23 protein-coding genes are annotated in these 16952 nt (G+C 52.4%); 1 reads left to right on the top strand and 22 read right to left on the bottom strand.

Features of this window, described 5'->3' with window-relative positions; translation table 11 throughout:
- Positions 1-128: 128 nt before the first annotated feature.
- From avd to V3851_RS07505, 10 genes are all read right to left on the bottom strand, one after another.
- Positions 129-476 carry a diversity-generating retroelement protein Avd gene (gene avd, locus V3851_RS07550; protein ID WP_331845914.1) on the bottom strand — a complete coding sequence of 116 codons (348 nt, stop codon included), beginning with the start codon at positions 474-476 and terminating at the stop codon, positions 129-131.
- Between the two features lie 233 nt (positions 477-709).
- Positions 710-1021 carry an inorganic polyphosphate kinase gene (locus V3851_RS07545; protein WP_331845913.1) on the bottom strand — a complete coding sequence of 104 codons (312 nt, stop codon included), beginning with the start codon at positions 1019-1021 and terminating at the stop codon, positions 710-712.
- The gene (locus V3851_RS07540; protein WP_331845912.1) at positions 1008-1334 is read right to left on the bottom strand and encodes a hypothetical protein; all 327 of its coding nucleotides are present in this window, start codon (positions 1332-1334) and stop codon (positions 1008-1010) included. Before V3851_RS07540 ends, V3851_RS07545 begins: the two co-directional genes overlap by 14 nt.
- Entirely contained in the window at positions 1331-2062 is a 732-nt protein-coding gene (locus tag V3851_RS07535; protein WP_331845911.1) for a hypothetical protein, read from the bottom strand. Before V3851_RS07535 ends, V3851_RS07540 begins: the two co-directional genes overlap by 4 nt.
- Before the next feature lie 6 nt (positions 2063-2068).
- A complete protein-coding gene (locus V3851_RS07530) occupies positions 2069-3205 on the bottom strand; it encodes a baseplate J/gp47 family protein (protein ID WP_331845910.1) in 1137 nt (378 codons plus the stop codon).
- Complete coding sequence (locus V3851_RS07525; RefSeq protein ID WP_331845909.1) at positions 3202-3612, bottom strand: DUF2634 domain-containing protein; 411 nt, start codon at positions 3610-3612, stop codon at positions 3202-3204. Before V3851_RS07525 ends, V3851_RS07530 begins: the two co-directional genes overlap by 4 nt.
- A complete protein-coding gene (locus V3851_RS07520; RefSeq protein WP_331845908.1) occupies positions 3612-3890 on the bottom strand; it encodes a hypothetical protein in 279 nt (92 codons plus the stop codon). The genes V3851_RS07525 and V3851_RS07520 overlap by 1 nt, the downstream gene beginning before the upstream one ends.
- 12 nt (positions 3891-3902) lie before the next feature.
- A complete protein-coding gene (locus tag V3851_RS07515; protein ID WP_331845907.1) occupies positions 3903-4655 on the bottom strand; it encodes a serine/arginine repetitive matrix protein 2 in 753 nt (250 codons plus the stop codon).
- A gap of 13 nt (positions 4656-4668) precedes the next feature.
- On the bottom strand, positions 4669-5292 hold the full coding sequence (locus V3851_RS07510) for a transcriptional regulator (RefSeq protein WP_331845906.1): 624 nt from the start codon (positions 5290-5292) through the stop codon (positions 4669-4671).
- 10 nt (positions 5293-5302) lie between these two features.
- The gene (locus V3851_RS07505) at positions 5303-7597 is read right to left on the bottom strand and encodes a phage tail tape measure protein (protein WP_331845905.1); all 2295 of its coding nucleotides are present in this window, start codon (positions 7595-7597) and stop codon (positions 5303-5305) included.
- A 75-nt stretch (positions 7598-7672) separates the two neighbouring features.
- Between V3851_RS07505 and V3851_RS07500 the strand changes: the two genes are divergently transcribed.
- Positions 7673-7912, top strand: a complete 240-nt coding sequence (locus V3851_RS07500) for a hypothetical protein (RefSeq protein ID WP_331845904.1) — start codon at positions 7673-7675, stop codon at positions 7910-7912.
- Between the two features lie 218 nt (positions 7913-8130).
- Here the strand turns inward: V3851_RS07500 and V3851_RS07495 are convergent, their stop codons facing one another.
- The 12 genes from V3851_RS07495 to V3851_RS07440 all read right to left on the bottom strand — a co-directional run bounded on the left by V3851_RS07495 (position 8131) and on the right by V3851_RS07440 (position 16945).
- The gene (locus tag V3851_RS07495) at positions 8131-8472 is read right to left on the bottom strand and encodes a DUF6848 family protein (protein WP_331845903.1); all 342 of its coding nucleotides are present in this window, start codon (positions 8470-8472) and stop codon (positions 8131-8133) included.
- A gap of 61 nt (positions 8473-8533) precedes the next feature.
- Positions 8534-8968: a hypothetical protein gene (locus V3851_RS07490; protein WP_331845902.1), complete on the bottom strand. Its 435-nt coding sequence runs from the start codon at positions 8966-8968 to the stop codon at positions 8534-8536.
- A gap of 3 nt (positions 8969-8971) precedes the next feature.
- The gene (locus tag V3851_RS07485; protein WP_331845901.1) at positions 8972-10396 is read right to left on the bottom strand and encodes a DUF2586 domain-containing protein; all 1425 of its coding nucleotides are present in this window, start codon (positions 10394-10396) and stop codon (positions 8972-8974) included.
- Positions 10389-10619, bottom strand: coding sequence for a hypothetical protein (locus tag V3851_RS07480; protein ID WP_331845900.1), 231 nt, complete (start codon positions 10617-10619; stop codon positions 10389-10391). Before V3851_RS07480 ends, V3851_RS07485 begins: the two co-directional genes overlap by 8 nt.
- Positions 10606-11121: an SON protein gene (locus V3851_RS07475; RefSeq protein WP_331845899.1), complete on the bottom strand. Its 516-nt coding sequence runs from the start codon at positions 11119-11121 to the stop codon at positions 10606-10608. Before V3851_RS07475 ends, V3851_RS07480 begins: the two co-directional genes overlap by 14 nt.
- Before the next feature lie 3 nt (positions 11122-11124).
- Complete coding sequence (locus tag V3851_RS07470; protein WP_331845898.1) at positions 11125-11625, bottom strand: phage virion morphogenesis protein; 501 nt, start codon at positions 11623-11625, stop codon at positions 11125-11127.
- A 2-nt stretch (positions 11626-11627) separates the two neighbouring features.
- The gene (locus V3851_RS07465; protein ID WP_331845897.1) at positions 11628-12080 is read right to left on the bottom strand and encodes a gp436 family protein; all 453 of its coding nucleotides are present in this window, start codon (positions 12078-12080) and stop codon (positions 11628-11630) included.
- Positions 12081-12123: 43 nt separating this feature from the next.
- Complete coding sequence (locus V3851_RS07460) at positions 12124-13011, bottom strand: Mu-like prophage major head subunit gpT family protein (RefSeq protein WP_331845896.1); 888 nt, start codon at positions 13009-13011, stop codon at positions 12124-12126.
- Between the two features lie 64 nt (positions 13012-13075).
- Positions 13076-13471, bottom strand: a complete 396-nt coding sequence (locus V3851_RS07455; RefSeq protein WP_331845895.1) for a hypothetical protein — start codon at positions 13469-13471, stop codon at positions 13076-13078.
- Positions 13472-13498: 27 nt separating this feature from the next.
- A complete protein-coding gene (locus V3851_RS07450; protein WP_331845894.1) occupies positions 13499-14527 on the bottom strand; it encodes a phage protease in 1029 nt (342 codons plus the stop codon).
- Positions 14528-14639: 112 nt separating this feature from the next.
- Entirely contained in the window at positions 14640-15383 is a 744-nt protein-coding gene (locus tag V3851_RS07445) for a phage head morphogenesis protein (protein WP_331845893.1), read from the bottom strand.
- Positions 15380-16945, bottom strand: a complete 1566-nt coding sequence (locus tag V3851_RS07440; RefSeq protein ID WP_331845892.1) for a DUF935 domain-containing protein — start codon at positions 16943-16945, stop codon at positions 15380-15382. Before V3851_RS07440 ends, V3851_RS07445 begins: the two co-directional genes overlap by 4 nt.
- Positions 16946-16952: the final 7 nt, after the last annotated feature.

Below are 16952 nucleotides of genomic sequence, written 5' to 3'. Positions count from 1 at the left end.
CCTTACAAGGCGGGCCGCCAGCCCACGTTGTCGTTGCGATTGGACGACGTGTTGTTGTTCCAGTAGCGGGCCGAGTTGTAGCCGCGAATCGCGCGGTTAGAGGCCATACAGAGCCAACCCTATTGGTGCTATTTATTCATTCGGTGAGACTTGATTAGGCCGCCAGTAATCTTTCCCAGCTCCGAGATCTTCTCCTGCAATTCAAGCGCCTTGCGTTCAGTGATGTACTTCTGACCCCGGGCGATGCCGAACAGCACAAGCAAAAGCTTGAGGTCGGCATCGACCTGGTGCAGATATTGAATCTTGCCGTCAGCCTTCAATGAATTGTAAGTCATGGAGTTTCGAATGATCCGGTAGCAGGCTTGCTTCAGCTCTTGGCAAAGGCTGTACTTCTCAGCCTTTGGAAAGTTTCTCAGCAGGGGATAGATCGAATTTAGAAATACCTCCGCTTTCTTTTGCAATACGAGTGGCTGCATGGAGTAAACACCTTTTTCCTCGAATAGATTCCAATACTTCAACATCGCCGAAATAATCACAACCGTATTCCGTAACGCGAATGGTGGCCACCTCATTTGTACCTGTGACGATCCCCGATATGACCAGTTCGTCCTCGCCAAGAGCGTCCGACATCGGGCAAGCACATTCCGGAAGGAGCTCCTGAAACAGGTTGGAAATGAGGCAGCTCAGTTCCCTTTTGGTGCAGCCAACTTTATACATATATCTTCTTGGCCGCCGTGTCGTATATTCCGGTGGAAAGCTTGATGCTGTCCAGATTTGCGAAGTTCTCCAGGAATACGTTACTGGTCAAATTGTTCAGCGATGCGTTCTTCAGGATCTCGACTTCGGATCTCAAATCCCCGATCAAGGTAGCGTGTTGGTTCGCCGCTTCGGTCACACTGGCGACGCCTTCTTCGATATTGTTCAATGGCCGTGCTGCGATCGGCGTCCCTTCTTGAATGACTTCCCCGGTAGACATGTCCACAATGTGGTCCTGCCAAACCGTGCGATTATAATCCAACATCGGTGTCATCCTCCATTTCTACAAACTTGTATTTGAATGCTACATAAAGGCCTTTGGAAGCCGGTTTGACGAATGCTCGATCGGCTAGAGCCACCACGTCGCCGTCACGATCAATAAGCCTTATTTGCCCCATAGTTCCCGAGACGGAATCATCAAAGTACACGTACACCTTTACGGTTCCGTCGTCGTCAATGCTCGTCCGGAAGAGGTCGATATTCTTCACTGATCCGTCGATTTCGTAGGCAGCCCCGGCCAGCGAATCGACAAACCGTGTTGCCTGTTTACGTATGCCAATAGGGGTCAGAGTCTTCATTCGCTTTCATCCCTTTCCTGGTAGAATTTTTCCGAAGCCAGGATCGTGCCGGTCAGCGGATAGTATGTTTCGGAGACTTTAAATCCGGATTGATCCGCGCGAACCGACGCGAACAACTGGCCAAGATTGCTTTCAGATGACCATGTCCCGCAGATAATCGTGTTGCAGCGCGGGAATTCAGAATACCCGCTTCGAAAAGCGGAATTCACCTGGATCAGACTTCCCTCCTGGATGCCGTAGCTCGGCAGCGATCTGGCCGGTTTAACCTTCATGACCTCTTTATCGATCACGGATATGTCATTGATGCCGCTGGGGGACTGGCTTCCGAGGTAGATAATGAATTCGGCCCAGCGCTCCGGATCGAGAAGGTAATAGGGCTCGATGAATGATTGATCGTAGCCCATGGATCTAAGGGCAAGCAGGATGCCTTCCCTGGTTCCGGCCTGCTCGGCGATCACGTTCTTCATCATGAGCCGCATCCGGTAACTCTCGACTTCCTCGCCCTTCAGGCGGGGCATATCTCTTTCGCGGCCATGCTCACCCAGCATGAGCTCCGATGCCGAAATGATCATTGACTCCTCGCGGACTCGGAAGAGATCCTGCTTCGTCTGATCGAATAGCTTGCCGATCACCTTCAGGAAAATATAAAACTGGTTGTTCTTCTTGATGACTTTCTTCAAGGGGGCAAACAGCAGATAGAACATGTAGTCCACAAACTTCTCAAACATGGTCCGCTACCCCCTAATGACTGTCACATCGACCGTTCCAAGCACGATGACCTCGTTGTTCCCCAGGACAACGTCCTCCGTTGGAGTTGTGACTTTCACGTTCTTACTGATACTGATGTCCTTCCGGATCTCGAAGATGATGTCGGCGTGATTGAGCTCGTTCAAGTTTCGGCCTTTTTTGATTTGCATCAGATCCGTCAGGATGGCCGTCGCCTTGGCTTTGACTTCATCGTCGGAATCGGCAGCGTCGGACGGTATCCAGATTGTCAGAGCGATATCCTGCGTGACCGTGTTGGACGGCTTCGCCAGGACATTGTCGTCCGGTCCCTTGATTTTGTCAGCCGCCGCTTGCACCTCCGCAAGCAGGCCATCACTCGGCGCTCCGGCGGTCCCGGTGACGATGATATCCACGGTTCCTTGGCCGCGCGGATGAAGGTCATCCACCTGAACAAAGAGCACGCCAGGGATCGCTTCGCAAACCGATTTGTACTTGGCTGCAATAGGGAGAGTCGAAAGCTCGGACCAACTGTTCAGCGTGCGCGCCCGAAGGCTTTCAATGTCCTCCAAGTCGCTACCCTCGCGAGAGATCCAATCGGCTTCATTCATGATTTCGTCGATCCCTTCAATATGCGTCAGGGAGCGCCGGATCTGACCCGGCGGCACGTTGTAGGCCGAGCCCACTTTCTCAGCTTCCACCGGTACGCGATAGGCGAGGGCATCCGCTGGCATCGTGACGTTCTCTAGGACAACGAATCGGAGCTCCTCGCCCATGATGTCCGCTTCGGTTTTGAAAATATCGCCCTTGGCGATCCGGATCGCTTCACCGGCTGCCGCACGCTTCAGCGTAACATTGCCTCTGGTCTTCACCGGCTGCTTGCGCTTCTTGGAGAAGTCGGCAGCCTTCAGCTCCAGCCAATCGCCTTCAGCGTGAGAAACGAACATATTGTTTAAGACGTTTCGGAAGAGCGTGACCAGGTCGATCCGGATCTGAATGGCTATCATCATCAGCGTGTAGAATATGCCGCCAGGCGAGAAGTTCGTGATGCTGAAGCCCTCGTCTTGTAACTCCTCCTGGAGGGAGCTTGCGAGCTCGTCTCGATCCGGAACGGGGAGGATCTGATTCATCACCTGATCGTCGATCATACGATTTTCACCTCAACTTTCACTCTGTCCAGCTCGATGTCGAGCTGATATTGCAGATCGTCGCCTTGGAACTTGAAGGATACCTGGACGCCGATCTTGTCGTCGGCAAATTGAACATTGGCCGCGATCGTCTCCGAGTTGATTTCCTCGCGTCTGGACAGCTTCAGCTGAACGCGCTGGGCGATTTCAAGCCTTGTGAGCTCATCGTCCGTTGATTGGATAAAATCAAGCAGAGACCAGCCCCAAGTCTCGTCATAGAACAGCTCACCTTCTTGGGTCATCGCCTCTAGGCGAATGTCCTGAAAGAAACAGTCTGGGCCGAAAACCACAAGCGCATCGCCATTGGCCGCAGGAGCGAGCTGCCAATCCTCGTTTAGCAGGATGTCTGTGTCGTTTAATCCAGCCATCAGCTCACCACCTTGCCGACGATGTAGGGATCTAGCTGGCCATACATTAGCAGGATGGCCACCGTGTCACCCGCTTCAAAAGCTTGATCCGACTTCACGTTCGGGATCTCCGGGAATCGATCGTCGACAGCGCCGGTATCGTCCAGAATTTTGAGATTGTACTGGCCAGCGGCGGCGCGGGTAATCTTGGCCCGCATGGCTGCCGGATACAGAAGATGCGGATATTCGGTTTTCATGCGCTTGTCGATTGCCGCATTGGTCATTTCAACGATCGACATGGAAACCACCACCTAAAAATAGATTTTCGTCCGGATGAAGCCGGTGACCTCCGTAGTGAAAACCACCTTCTTCACCGCGAATTGGCCGGATACTTTCGGATGTGAGACATTGATTAAATGAGAGTGCCGCACAAATGGAGCGGCGACCGTTTCTAGCTGCCAAAGCCCTCCGAATTTTTCGAGGGAAACGATGTTCTCGGCATACTCGAATTCATAGATTTTGTCCTGCTCTTGCTGCTCGCCCCAGTAAAAGACCCCGGAAGAGAAGAAGAACGGCTCTTTGATCTTCCAGAGGGAATGAACGGTTTCGATGACCGAAATGACGTTCTTGCGAAAGATTGGCACAGAGGCTTTCTTTGCGTAAATCTTGGACGAGATCCTCGCTTCACTGATTCCGGCCTTGCCTAAACAAAAGGAAAGGATCTCCTGGGGCGTTGCATCAAGAAAGGTGTTCGTGATCAGCGTATCCTCAAGTAAAACCATGGCGTCCTTCAGGACGATCTCGTCCTGGTTGCTGCCGCCGGAATACGGGCTGACAACGAATCCCTGGAACACTTCGTCCAGATTGCCGTTATATCCGATCTCAACGACGGCAGCGTCCCTTTTAGCAACGGAGATTTGCTCCTGGAACCGGTCAGTAAATCGAACCTTACCCCAATCAAAATACGAGTCTGCCGAGGAGTACACTTCGATCTCAATTCCCTGTGAAAGTCCATAGGGGCCAAGCTCGACGTTGATTTCCGGATAGAACAGATCATCATCCATGGCAATCGCTCCTTTACATCGGCATCCGCAGGATTCCGTTTTTGTAGACCGAGGTGTTCTTGTTATCGACGGCAGCTGTTTTGGATGTCTTATTCGTCGTCTTTGGAGCCGCACCGCGATCGCTGGTCAAATAGCTCTTGTAATCGGCACTCAAGGTTGAGCTGGGCTTGGAGGCGGATTTGGCGGTCGTCTTTTTGCTTGAGCTCTTGGAGCTGCCTTTTTTGGTGGCCGTAATCTTTGTCGCTACGTATTGCCAGAGCTCAATAGTCACCGCGATCGACGAGGTATTGTTTTGCTCACGCGAGGTCAAGGACTTGAATATGACTTTATTGATCCCCCGAACGGAAGAGTGCGAGCTGACGAACGTATGCACTTCCGGCTTTGTCTGGCCAGGCTTCTGAAAGAGCTTCTGGATGATCTCCAGCCTCCGAAGCTTAGTCATGTTTGGGCTGTCCTCCAGGATCAACTCCAAGGTGATTTTGCCATCCTCGTAACCGGTGGCTTGTTTGGGCTTGGCCGTTTTGCCTTGGACTTCTTGCTCCTCGACCGTGGCTTCGCCTTTGACTTCCAGAGACTTGAAAAGGCCAGGGAGGACAACGCCTCCAACCTTCACGCCGGTATCGTCGACATAGATCATGGGTGTCCTCCTATCCAGCCGGGGCCGGTGTCGGCCCGTTGCCATTGTTGTAATCTTCGATTTCCTTCAGCAATGCGAACAGCAGCGGCAAGTCTTTCATCTTACTGATGTCCGGATTGATATTCAGGGTATGGATGTACAACCCCGATTCTTTCTCGGTCGTTGTATTGTTGCTTTCCGATTTCTCGGTAAAGGCCTCGCGCAAGTTGATTTTTTTGACTTCGCCATCGCGGCCAAGTCCCATTTGTCCAAAGGCCTTGTCCGTCATTTCAGCCGGAATATCCTGGCTTTGCTCCATGCCGGTTCCGATCGTTTCGAATACTCGTCGTCCGGATAGGGTCAGCTGCGAGAGCGGGCCGGTGTGCGCATCAGAGAAAGGAAGCAGCTCGCGGACTTTAGCCAAACCGTTTTTAACCATTTCCACCGGCTTGTTAATGACGCTCTTGATCCCGTCCGTAAAGGTGGTGATCACCTTGGAACCGGACTCGCGGAACCAGGTTAACGCGCCGGTGATGACATTCTTTGCCGCTTGGATTCCGTTCCGGAACAGGCCGGTCACGTTGTTCCAGAGGTTCACGAAAAAGGCTCGTATGCTACCCCAGTTGTTGATGATGAGCATTGGTATGCCTATGAACGGTAGGAAGGCGGCGATGGCCACCTGAAGCCATACCGGCATCCCGGCAAACAAGTTCTTGATCCAGTTAAACCCAGCGACGATGCCGTTAATCGCTGAATTCCACGCGCTCTTGATCCAGCTCGTGACCCGGTCCCAATTCGTCCATAGCAGGATGATCGCGGCAATCAAGGCGACGATGCCGATAACGATCCATGTGACCGGATTGGCCAGCAGGGCAGCGGTGAACGACCATACCGAAGCGATCATCCCGGGCAGGGCGCGGGCAGCGCTCAGAACGCCTTTGCCGAAAGCCTTTATGCCATCGCCAGCGTAGAGAGCCACAATCCTTAGGGTCGTAAACATATCAGGTATTGCCCTGAGTACAGTCTTGAATCCCATAATGATTCCACCGGCTTTAGTGAATATCAGCCCAACGCCACCTATCAGAGTCACTAAAGTTCCTATGGACGTCAGCAGAATCCCAATGGTCAAAATCGTTAATGCGATATATTTAGTTAGCTGCTGATGACTATCGATCCAATTTGAAACCCTCGATACAACTTGCTCGCCTCGATCGATAAAGGCGTTGAATGTCGGGAGGAGCATGTTCCCTACGTCTTCGCCGATATTATGGATTTTCTGCTGAAGCAAGTCCCATCTATCCGGGCTGGTATCATTGATTGCATTTGCCATTTCCTTGACTTCGCTGATCCCTTTACCCATGGAGTCATACAGCGATAAAATGCCATCTTGAAGATCTCCCGTTTTGTTGTACATGAGATCCACCATGGCTACGGCTTCGTCTGTACCGAATGCCTTCTGGATTTGCATCTTCTCGGCAGCGTCGAGGGTGTCGCCGAATTTGCCCCTGAGCTTATCAAGAATCTGTGGCAAGGAAAGAAGCTGGTTATTCGCGTCCGTGAATTTAAGCTTTAAGGTATCCCCGGCCCTGGCTGCCGACTGCAAGAATGCCCGGTACTTCGTCCCGGCCTCGCTGCCGCTCATGGTTGCCTGAAGCATGCCGAGAATGGCGAATTGTTCTTCCATCGGGACTTTGGCCGAAGTCGCCGCAGCTCCTAAGGAGGAGATCGCTTGCGCCATTTGTGGACCGTCCGTCTTAAAGATGTTGGCTGCATGGCCAATACCAGCCGCAAACATTTCTCCGAAGTCGATATCACTCATATCTTTGTAGAAGCCTTTGTAAATCCCGTAGCCGGTCGCGAACAACGAGGTCATTTCCGCGATGGTTGCCTTCGTCCCTTTGGCGGTAATACCGGCCATTTCCGTATATTTTGCAACGGCTTCGTCATTTAGGGATGCGATCCCTGATTTGATGTCATAGGCAGCGGAGATAAATTGAGCTTTCGACGTTCCGGCCCAAGTGTCGGAGAAGTTCTCGGATGCCTGCTCCAGCGCCTGCAAGTCCTTAACCCCAACGGACTTCAGTTCTCCAAGCGCTCGCTGCGTTTCAAACGTCGCTTCGACAGGGGCGAGGGCTGTGTTCGTAATTTGAGCGCCGAGCCCGGTCATGACAAGTCCCGTTTTGGTCATACTGCCGAAGCTTTGATTTAGCCTATCAATCCGGCTAACCGAGCCGTCCACCGTGGATGAGATCCGGCTCATAGGTCCGGTTAACTGGTCGATCATACCGACAATGACCGACAGCCTGAACACAGAATCGAGACTCATGTTATGTCCTACCCCCTTTCATTTGTGTATATTTGTGATATATTGGAAACAAAGAAGCTTTTAGGAGGAAAGATCATGGGTGCAATTTGGTTCATGTTTCAAGTATTGATCGCAGCCCTTTGTATCGGTGCAATTATCGCTTTTGTGTATTACATCCCGCTCGCTATATACATCATTCCTTATACACTTTGGGTTGGGAACGAGAACACAAAAGGAAAGCAGCTCGACAAGAAGAAAGAAAGTAACTGGAAATCAGCTAAAAATGCAACAAAGTTATACATAAGCTGGATTCGCCGGAAAAAGCCGTCCTTTTAAGGGCGGTTTTTTTTAATCCCCGAATACCCTCACAATCGCCTTCGCCAAAATGATCTCTTCAACTTCCTGAACATACCTCGCCTGGGCGAGTGTATGAATGAACTCCTCCAGATCCATTTGCCCTGGTTCGGTCTTTAGAAGAGCAGGAGGCAAAAAGCGATAGATTTCCAGTGTTCCGGATTCTATAACGTTGCCTTTTACCTCCTGAAGGGCACTCTCTAAAGCTGCTTTAAATTTACGTCTTTGCTAAGCCCAAGCATGGCCAGCAGTTTCTCGCCGATCGCAAGCGAGAGCGCCGGGTATTCTTCCAGATCCGCCACAAGCTTCGCGGCCTGTTCTTCCACGATGTTATCCAGGATGAAGTTCTTCAGCGCTTTCGTTGGGCTTTGCGCCGTGCCTTTTACGTACCGGTCATAGCTGGCCGTGGCGGGACGCTTGAAGCAATATTCCAGATCCACCGTAGTCGCGTCATCCGGTTCGATCGTTGCTTTGACCTGGTAGACCTTGCCGTACTTCGATTTATACTCCTCGACCTTGGACGCTTCTTTAGGATTGCTCATGAGTATCTCCTCCGAAATTTGTCATTTATTTTGATAATTTGATAGGTGGAAGATGAAGTCTTTAAACCGGCTTGACCCCGTCCCGATCGATGCCGTTCACAACGAGCAAGTCGAGATCCACCTTCAGGGATTTGTCGCCTTGTGCATTTTTCTGATCGGCCTTCGTAATCGTCACGGTATTAAGGACATCCGTTCTCGTCCTGCCGCCATCATTGGCGTAACTGACGACGATCTTGGGGATGACCAGCTTGTACAGAGGGACGCCTTGCGATTTGCAGTAGTCAATCAAATCGTCGAAGTCATCGCGAAGGAGAGACATCTTTCCTTCCGATTTGTAATTCCCTTCACCGTAGCCTCTCGGGCGCTGACCGCGACCATAGGCCACCTCTTTCTCCAGCTCGTCGTTGTAGCTGATTTCCTGGAGCTCAAGGTTCAGTCCGGGAACGGCCACCGTAACATCGCTCCAATCGTATACCTTGCCGTTAATAATCGACATGAATTAAGCGCCTCCTGTAAACGGATTTTCCATGCCAAGGTCGATATCGATTTCCCGAATCCGGCCAATGGGTACGAACCGAATGATCACCTTGAGCGTTTCACTGACCAGGATGTCCTGTTCTTGCGGAACGATGATCCGCCCGGAGGAGATCTCCTTGGCGCGGGCCATATCGTCGATCGGGGTTTCGATGAACTTAGCGATCGCTTCCAGGCTGCCCTGGACGTCCGACATATCCACCTGGCCTTGCAGCTGCTTCAGGGCTTCTTTCCGTGTCTCGCGGATCAGCTTGTTCTTGACCCGCACATCTTCGGCGTACCGGTAGTCCGATCCATCCGGCGCCATCATTCGAGCGTTCGTGACATAGAAGCCTTCAAGCCCTTCGTATTTCCGGAATGTGAGATACTTCTCGTCATCCAGCAGGCCGATATAGTCTTCGATTCCTTCCGGCAGCAGCTTCAGCATTTTGGACTCCGCAATACTGAAGGCTTTCGTTTCGCCAATAGATTGCTGCACACCGGCCAGCGAATACCAGCCGCATACGATCCCGGCGTTGTTGATGTCCATCGTCCGTCCATCGGACTTGGTATACAAGCTGCGGGCGGCGATGACCTGAACGTCGGTATGACTCAAACCCTTACGTTCATCCACAAGACGCTGATAGTACGCATCGACGGTTTCTCCCGCCTCTGGGCGCGGGGCTTCCAGCACGGCGAAAACAGGCTTTTTGTACGTCTCTTGCAGGGTAGTCAGCTCCGTGGCCACCGCAAACCAAAGCGCTCGGGACGAATCTCCGACAATATGGATGAATTCAAAAGAGATCGAGGCGTTCCGAAGCGTTGCCAAGGCATCAAGCACGTCCTGGTTGGACATTTGCGGCGCTTCGGATTTGACGCTAAACTCATCGCCAACCTGGAACGAATTCACCGGGTCGGTGGCTGCCTCCGTGAATTTGAAGGTCAAGCCCGTCTCCGGGATCACCAGCTCGCCACTTAACGGCACAGTCACTTCATCGCTGAAGGAGTATCCACCATCAACCGAATAGCGTAGGGCTGCCGTATTCAGGCCGCCGGACTCCGTGATTTTGACGATGATCTCATAGGCATCGTTGGGCTTCCCCGTAACCGTTACCTCGCCGGTCCCGGAGCCGGTCTTTTGTACCGCTTCGACCGTACCGTCCACGCTGGGCGTAACCGGGATACAATAGATCTTGCCCGATCCGTTATCGACACTGTCCAGGACGGCGTCGGCAAGCGGGGAGAGGCCGAGCAGCTGCTTGATTTTGGCTGGGCTCATCGTACCGCTGATCGTGATCGGAGCGGTGGACTTCACAGGGGAGACGCCGATCTTTACATGAACCCCCGTTCCCGATGCCGTCCCAACGCCCAGGCCTCCGTCGGTAATCGTTGTTTTAACATCTCTAAGCATTCTTCTTCACCTTCCTTTTGACCATGACCGGGCTCCCACAAAAACGTTTGATGGCCGCTTCAAATTCGGCCTGGCTTACTTGCCGCCCAGGTTTCCAGTTTTCTGCGGCAAGAATGCCCTGATAGATGCTATCCGGCACGTTAAGGCTTCGCTTCAGCTCGCCAATTTCCAGAATTTCAGGGGCCGGCCCCTGAGAAATTGACGCTTCTTTACTCGCTGCCATGTACATCCTCCTTTACTTGTTCAATGCTCTGCACGTTGTAATCCGTGACAGGAGCAAAGTCGGTGTCTTTATAAATGCCGCCGAGGAACTTCACCTTCAGCTGCACGGCGATTTTGGCGGCAATGATGCTGTCATCCTTATCAACCCAATCGGCTTCTTCGACTTCGATGGCCGTATAGTTCCCGTCGATGTAAATGCCGGTGTCCAGGGAGGCCATGAAGGAGCTGAAGATCCGATCGCATTTTTCCTGGTCGTACTCGCCGATCACAACCGTGAAGGTCATTGTTCGGTCGTACAGCTTCCGGCGTTTGTGCTTGCTCCCATCTTCAGCGAAATAAGCCTTCTTGGAAGAGGCTCGGGCGAAGACGTCGCCTTCGGGTATGACAGCCCCAACATGGCTGTCTTGATAAGCCTTTAGCGATTTCATGCTCGTCCGAACTTCCGACTTGATCCCGGCTTGTTTGAGCTTTGAAATTAGATACTCCTTGCACTCTGCGATCATGGTCTATTCCTCCGCCAAGGCATCTTCCAGCGTGCCTTTGATTTCCAACATGTCTTCCTCGCTGATCCCGAGGAACGGGCGGGCGGGGATTTTGATCGTGACTTTAACCTGTTGTTTACGAATCCAGCGCTCGCCGATCCGGAAGACAAGGCCCTTCGACGTCTTGGCCCGGATCGTGACCTCGCGGCCTTTCTCGCCGAATTGATGGGTGCGGGCATAGATTTTGTTCGTGCCAACCGCAAACCCGCTAGCGGAAACGCTGCTCTTGATCGAGTTCTTCAGGCCTGCCGTATCTGTCAACGTCGTGCCGCCGTTTTGGGAGGCTCGGATCGATGACTGCCAACCTTTGCCGTCCGGCCCTTTTTCCTCCTTGAATCGCTCGCGCGTCGAAGTCCGCATCGCTTCAGCCAAGACCCGGCCCACGCCTCGAATATCGACTTCTTCAAGCTGCCGCAGCCGCTTCATCAATCGCCGGACGTCGCCCTCCATTCGAATGCTGAACATGATCACATGCCCCGCATGCTATCTCGCGAGAACCGGCGTGGGCTTGAATGAGCGGAGAAGGCGGCACTCGCCTTTTGGGTGTTACCGACGCCGCTGACGCCGATATCGATCATGCCCTTGGCTACATTCTCAAAGAAGCGGATCGCGGCATTGTACCGGTTTAGGTAGTTCTTGTCCTTCTCAGACTCGTCAATGCCGATGCGGGAAAACAAGTTGTATATGGCGATGTCCTTGGCAAACTTGTTGATGGCCTTCGGAACGACGGAAAGGGGGACGGGGTATCTTTTGGCAAGATACCCGTCAATTTCCCCAGCGGCGTCAGCGATGGCCCCTTCGATGATCGGGGCGATCTTCAGCTCGCGCTCGTCCGGATCGTCGATATATTCGTTACCGATCAGTACGTTAAGCGCGTCGTCCTTGATCATGCCCCGAACCTCTTCCTTGGTGCAGTACATCAGAACCACCCTTTCATGCCGATAGTTTTATGGCTGAAGAGGATTAAGCCTCTTCGCCGGTAGAACCGTAGGCCATTTGCCAAAATCCATAACCGGCATTGCTGCGGCCATCCACGCCATAAAGGAACTGTTTCTTCATGAAAACGTTAGTGTCCGTTTCGTTTGTCAGAGAGACGAACTTCGGCTCTTTCCGCTTTTGGTAAATGAGCGGTTTGAGCGGGCGATTCGTGCAAAGCAGATACCAGGCGTCATCAGCACCGGCAAGTTCCGGAACAACGAGCAATTCCGCCGTCCCTTTCAAGGTGTTCGTCGTGCCGTCGATTTGATCGGCCAGTAGAATCTTGCGACCCTCGGCTTCGTTCTTCGGAGCCACCACTAGCAGATTGGGAACGAGGTTCAGCGGATTGTCTTTCTCGTCGGTGAGAGACATGATTTCCGTGCGGGCCGCGCTATACGACTCCGGGGAAAGTTTCTTCGTACCCTTATTACTGACTGTCTTCTTGCCTAGCTTGTGGTCTGCGGCGAAGAAAGGTTTCTTATCATAGCAAAGGTTTTTGAACCCGTTTCGAAGCAACCCGAATACAAGATAGTCCGGATGCGAGGCAGCGCTTTGGCCCATTTCTTCGACAATCGGGTTGTAGATGCCGATGCTGTCGTCCTCGATGTCGTTACGATCCACGCCGACCGTCAATTCATAGTCCTTGTTTTTGAGAGTATAGTCGGATGCTTCCAGGTTCTGAATTTCGCGGTCGCCAATCCATTCCCGCATTTTGGGGAATTTGCCCAGCCATTTGTAGTTCTCTTCGCGAGTTGTGCTAGGGACAAAGGTTGCGACTTTTTCCCATTTTGGTTGCGATTGTTCAAAGGCTTTCTGGAAGATCACCTTAAAGCTCGTATAGATACCCCGAAGGGTTTGTTGGTTTACGATCATATGAATCTATTCCTCCTTGATAGTTTGTTTTGATTGATCCAAACGGTTGTGATGAAGGGCGGGGCTACAAGATTTCCACGATGACTTCAGATCCTTCGAAGCCCAAGACTTTTCCGGCCACACTAGAATCCGTGGCTGTGACGGAAACCGTCTCGTCGTCTTCGATATAGCAGTTCTTCAGTACATCCTTTTGGGCGATAGCTCCCGTCGTCGAGTTGTTGAACGTGAATACGCCGCGGGCAACCCGGACCGTAGCTGCACCATCCGCCCCGGCTGCGTTATCGACGAATTCTTCGGCCCGACCGGCTGCCGTTAAGTCAGGCGCTTTTTCACCAGGGATTGCAAATCCGTCTGCATCAAGTGCGACCAGCGCCCCGTCAAAGATTTTGACCCCACCTTTTACGGGGAGTACGATCAATCTTCCGGCGAATTCCGTAGTATTTCTTCCTTGCGTCAGCATGTTATTAGCTCCTTTCAGAGGTTGGTGTTATTTGTCGCCGTATTTTTCGAGGTCTTCCTTAGAAACCCCCAGTTGCTTGCAAATGGCCAGCGTCAATTCATCATCGATCGGAGCCTTATCCTTATTGGCTTCGATGTCGAGCTCGCCGAGAGGAACCGTTTGCGGCGCTTTATCAACAAATTTGGCAAACCCTTGCGGATCTTTAAGTGCGTATTCCTCGGCCCATTCCTTTTGCGCTGCCGAGATCTTGCCGTCCTTCAGCGCCTTCGTGACCAGCTCATCCGAGTCTTTCTTATCCAGGCGGGCTTTCAAGGCCGCAAAGTCAGCAGCAGGGACAAACCCGGTCGGGTTTTTGAGCGCCATAATTGCGGCAGCTACGTCTTCCGTTTTGGCGTCCTCGGCAACGCCCAGAAGAGAAGTAATCGTTTTGTTGGCAACGACATCCGCAGCTGCGGACGTTTTTGCGCCGTCACACATTTCCTTGCACTTGGCCATGACCTGCTCTTCCGTTGCGTCTTCAGGCAACCCCAAGAGAGCGGCCAGCTTTTTCAGTAAATCCATTTCGTTTCCTCCTTGTTCATTTTCGATTTCTTCATACTCGGTTACGTCGATCGCGTTGACGATCGGGAACATGCCATCGATCGCCGGGGTATTGGTCAGCGCGACCGAGTGTAAAATAACCGCTTTGGTATCAGCTTTCCGGACCAGAACGACGGGTGACAGGTAACGGTATTCCTTGTTCTTCAGATACTCCGCAGCCTTCGGTGTCCACTCCACCTTGGCGGCGATCGCGTCGGGCTGAAGGATGATCTCTTTGATCCAGCCTCCTGCAGGAGCCTGAACATTATCGAGGGTTTGATGCTCGTAATCCACAACGATGTCCAGGTTCCGTTTTTCCATGGCTGCCTTCATCGCCTTGAAGGACTCGTCATCGACGACAAAGTCTCCTTTTTGCGATTTGATCAGCCCGAGGGGAAGGATCTTAACGATGTCCGGGACACCTTCGACCTCGGTGGCGGCAGCCGAGCAAACGAACAGTTTTTTGATTGTGATCACCTCCTTACCCGTCATTTGCATCTGTAACGACGTTAGAACGCGTTATAACGTCGTTAATAGATTCATAGCCACTATTCGGTAGTCAAAATAGAAAGGCGTCTTAAACGGCCTTCTAGGGGCTCGTTTTCGTTTTTCGTTTCTCTCGCTGCTCAAACGCCTTTCTAAGCGGTTCAGGGTAGCTGCTCACATCCGGTTTAAAAGCATCCTTGGCCGGGTTCGTCGCGAAGTTAGGATCGGGAATGATGTTCGTGAATCGCCCGTTCACTTCTGCCGATACCGGCGGCGACGTTTCGACCGTTAGGCCGCGCTCTCGGACTTGCCGCTCGGAAAGTGTCTTGACTCCGCAGCGGCAGCGGAAGCCGTTCGGAGGATACCAGGTATTCCAGATTGGGTCATCCGCCCGGAAGACCCGGCCATCCATCGCAAGGTGTGAAGGGCGGGTGTGCTGATCGTTCACCGCATCGTACTGCCAGTATGGCCGCAGCCGCAGAACGGACGGATCGGTCATTTGCTTGTAATGCCCGACGTTGTAGGCCGTCTGAACGTTGGTACGAAAGATATTGTCCGCCTGAAAGTTCGTAATCCCTTCGTAGCCTCTGCGCTCCAGAAAGTCGTTCATCCGATCCTTGAATTCCCGCATCGTCTTACCTTCCTCAATCGCCTTCAGGAGCTCGTCCTGAAACTTCTTGAGGACCTGAATCTTGCTATACCCCGAAACCGTAAATGCTTGATGCCGGTATTCCTCGGCCAACTGATAAAATTCAGTAGACTTCAGAAGGAGCTTGTTTCCGAAAAACTCGGCTGCCTCCTCAAACTTGAAGTCTGGCTCGGTCAGCAGTTCAAAGAGATCCTTCATGCCTCATCAGCTCTCCCCATCAGGTCGGCGTAGAACATCGACTTTGCTAGCAGCTCGTCGAGATCCTCGACGTCCATCATGGCATATAGCGAGTTGACGAAATCCTGATCCTCCAGCTTGGCCTTCAGCTCATCCAAGCTTTCGGCTTTGCCAACCATATTGAGAATCGGAGCGAAGATTTTAGCGAATACTCCGGCATTATGCTTGATGGCCATGTCGGCTAGGGCATCGATCTGCGCCTGCGTCGATGGGGATTTCCCTTGATCTTTTAAAACCCATAGATCGGAGGGCGACTCTTTGAGTGGAACCGGAGCAGCTGCGGCCACCGGCGGCGTAGCGATTTCCTCGTCAGCTTCGGGCTTCGGTATACTGAACTTCTTATAAATGTGCGATGTAGGAACCTTGAGCCCAACCTTGCAGATCAACGTGTCGTAGATCTCGGCGGTCTGCTTCAGGTCATCGGCTTCCTCACAATCGAACCGAAGGTAAGGAATCCGGCGATCCTCTCCAAAATTGAAGTAGACCAGCGGGCGAATGAGATCTCGCCGAAGTGTAGCCGCCAACGCTTTGCAATCGGCGACCGTCAAATCGTGCCGGACCTCGTTATGCGTTTTGGATTGGGAATACGATCCGCTTCCGGAATCCGAAGTCAGTGTTTGGCCAAGGATTGCCTTGGAGATCTGCTCATCGCAATATCTGGCCAGCGACTCATAGACATTGATGCTCGTCGTCTTGCTGGATTCCTTGAACTCGATCTCCGTACCGTTTGGAATGATACCGGCGGCGTCGGTCCCGATCTGGATCAAAGCACGCATCAAGGCAAGCTTGTCATCTTCCGAAGCGGACGGATCGTATTTGCCGAGCCGCAGCGGCATGCCAAACACTTCGCAAAAACTAACCCAGTCCTTCAGGTCGTAATTTTTGAACAAGTACATCCAGGCAACCACGCGCAGCACGCCCGCCCTGGACGGATGCCCGGATCTTGCTTTGTAGCGATGCACCACAAACTTATTAGCAACGAGTGGTATTCCGTTTGGAGATTCACGGGTCGCGATCTTCAATACATCGTCGTTATCCCACAAGAGGCGTTTCGGATGCCGCCATTTGATGTCCTGGATGACGGTATGGCCATCGTCGTATCCCCAAATGATTTCCGATACCGAAATGCCCTTGCCGATCGCATCGAGCATATCGATGAAAATGTCTTCGAGGTTTTCCAAAGCTTCGATCTGTTCCTTGACAAATTCGGCGATCTGTTTGTCGAGCTCATCGTCCGAAAAAGGGATGACCTCGTAGTCAAGTCCGGTCACGGCATTCTTTCGGGTCTGGAGCTGAGAGAACAGGTGAGGGTCCTTTTCCTCCATTTCCTCAAACAGCTCCATTTGTCGGAGCACATCACCGGCATCCGCTTCACGGAAGATTTGTGCAAGCCGCTGCGGGGTTAGCCCGTTTGAAGGGTAGCTCGAATATTTGTCTTGAACCTGGGCGACGCTGATTTCCGTCATATCCGGTTTGGGAATCGGGGCAGAGCGTTGTTGCTGCTTACCTTTACGTTTTGCCAATTCGATT

Source organism: Paenibacillus haidiansis, from assembly GCF_036553665.1.
Taxonomy (GTDB): domain Bacteria; phylum Bacillota; class Bacilli; order Paenibacillales; family Paenibacillaceae; genus Fontibacillus; species Fontibacillus haidiansis.
This window is presented reverse-complemented; position numbering and strand designations above follow the sequence as displayed.

Coding starts and splice junctions, on each gene's coding strand:
- V3851_RS07540 (WP_331845912.1), bottom strand. CDS start 1,334: ATGAAGACTCTGACCCCTATTGGCATACGTAAACAGGCAACACGGTTT.
- V3851_RS07465 (WP_331845897.1), bottom strand. CDS start 12,080: ATGTACTGCACCAAGGAAGAGGTTCGGGGCATGATCAAGGACGACGCG.
- V3851_RS07460 (WP_331845896.1), bottom strand. CDS start 13,011: ATGATCGTAAACCAACAAACCCTTCGGGGTATCTATACGAGCTTTAAG.
- V3851_RS07525 (WP_331845909.1), bottom strand. CDS start 3,612: ATGGCTGGATTAAACGACACAGACATCCTGCTAAACGAGGATTGGCAG.
- V3851_RS07480 (WP_331845900.1), bottom strand. CDS start 10,619: ATGGCAGCGAGTAAAGAAGCGTCAATTTCTCAGGGGCCGGCCCCTGAA.
- V3851_RS07445 (WP_331845893.1), bottom strand. CDS start 15,383: ATGAAGGATCTCTTTGAACTGCTGACCGAGCCAGACTTCAAGTTTGAG.
- avd (WP_331845914.1), bottom strand. CDS start 476: ATGCAGCCACTCGTATTGCAAAAGAAAGCGGAGGTATTTCTAAATTCG.
- V3851_RS07485 (WP_331845901.1), bottom strand. CDS start 10,396: ATGCTTAGAGATGTTAAAACAACGATTACCGACGGAGGCCTGGGCGTT.
- V3851_RS07535 (WP_331845911.1), bottom strand. CDS start 2,062: ATGTTTGAGAAGTTTGTGGACTACATGTTCTATCTGCTGTTTGCCCCC.
- V3851_RS07505 (WP_331845905.1), bottom strand. CDS start 7,597: ATGAGTCTCGATTCTGTGTTCAGGCTGTCGGTCATTGTCGGTATGATC.
- V3851_RS07545 (WP_331845913.1), bottom strand. CDS start 1,021: ATGTTGGATTATAATCGCACGGTTTGGCAGGACCACATTGTGGACATG.
- V3851_RS07495 (WP_331845903.1), bottom strand. CDS start 8,472: ATGAGCAATCCTAAAGAAGCGTCCAAGGTCGAGGAGTATAAATCGAAG.
- V3851_RS07510 (WP_331845906.1), bottom strand. CDS start 5,292: ATGATCTATGTCGACGATACCGGCGTGAAGGTTGGAGGCGTTGTCCTC.
- V3851_RS07500 (WP_331845904.1), top strand. CDS start 7,673: ATGGGTGCAATTTGGTTCATGTTTCAAGTATTGATCGCAGCCCTTTGT.
- V3851_RS07520 (WP_331845908.1), bottom strand. CDS start 3,890: ATGTCGATCGTTGAAATGACCAATGCGGCAATCGACAAGCGCATGAAA.
- V3851_RS07515 (WP_331845907.1), bottom strand. CDS start 4,655: ATGGATGATGATCTGTTCTATCCGGAAATCAACGTCGAGCTTGGCCCC.
- V3851_RS07475 (WP_331845899.1), bottom strand. CDS start 11,121: ATGATCGCAGAGTGCAAGGAGTATCTAATTTCAAAGCTCAAACAAGCC.
- V3851_RS07455 (WP_331845895.1), bottom strand. CDS start 13,471: ATGCTGACGCAAGGAAGAAATACTACGGAATTCGCCGGAAGATTGATC.
- V3851_RS07490 (WP_331845902.1), bottom strand. CDS start 8,968: ATGTCGATTATTAACGGCAAGGTATACGATTGGAGCGATGTTACGGTG.
- V3851_RS07530 (WP_331845910.1), bottom strand. CDS start 3,205: ATGATCGACGATCAGGTGATGAATCAGATCCTCCCCGTTCCGGATCGA.
- V3851_RS07470 (WP_331845898.1), bottom strand. CDS start 11,625: ATGTTCAGCATTCGAATGGAGGGCGACGTCCGGCGATTGATGAAGCGG.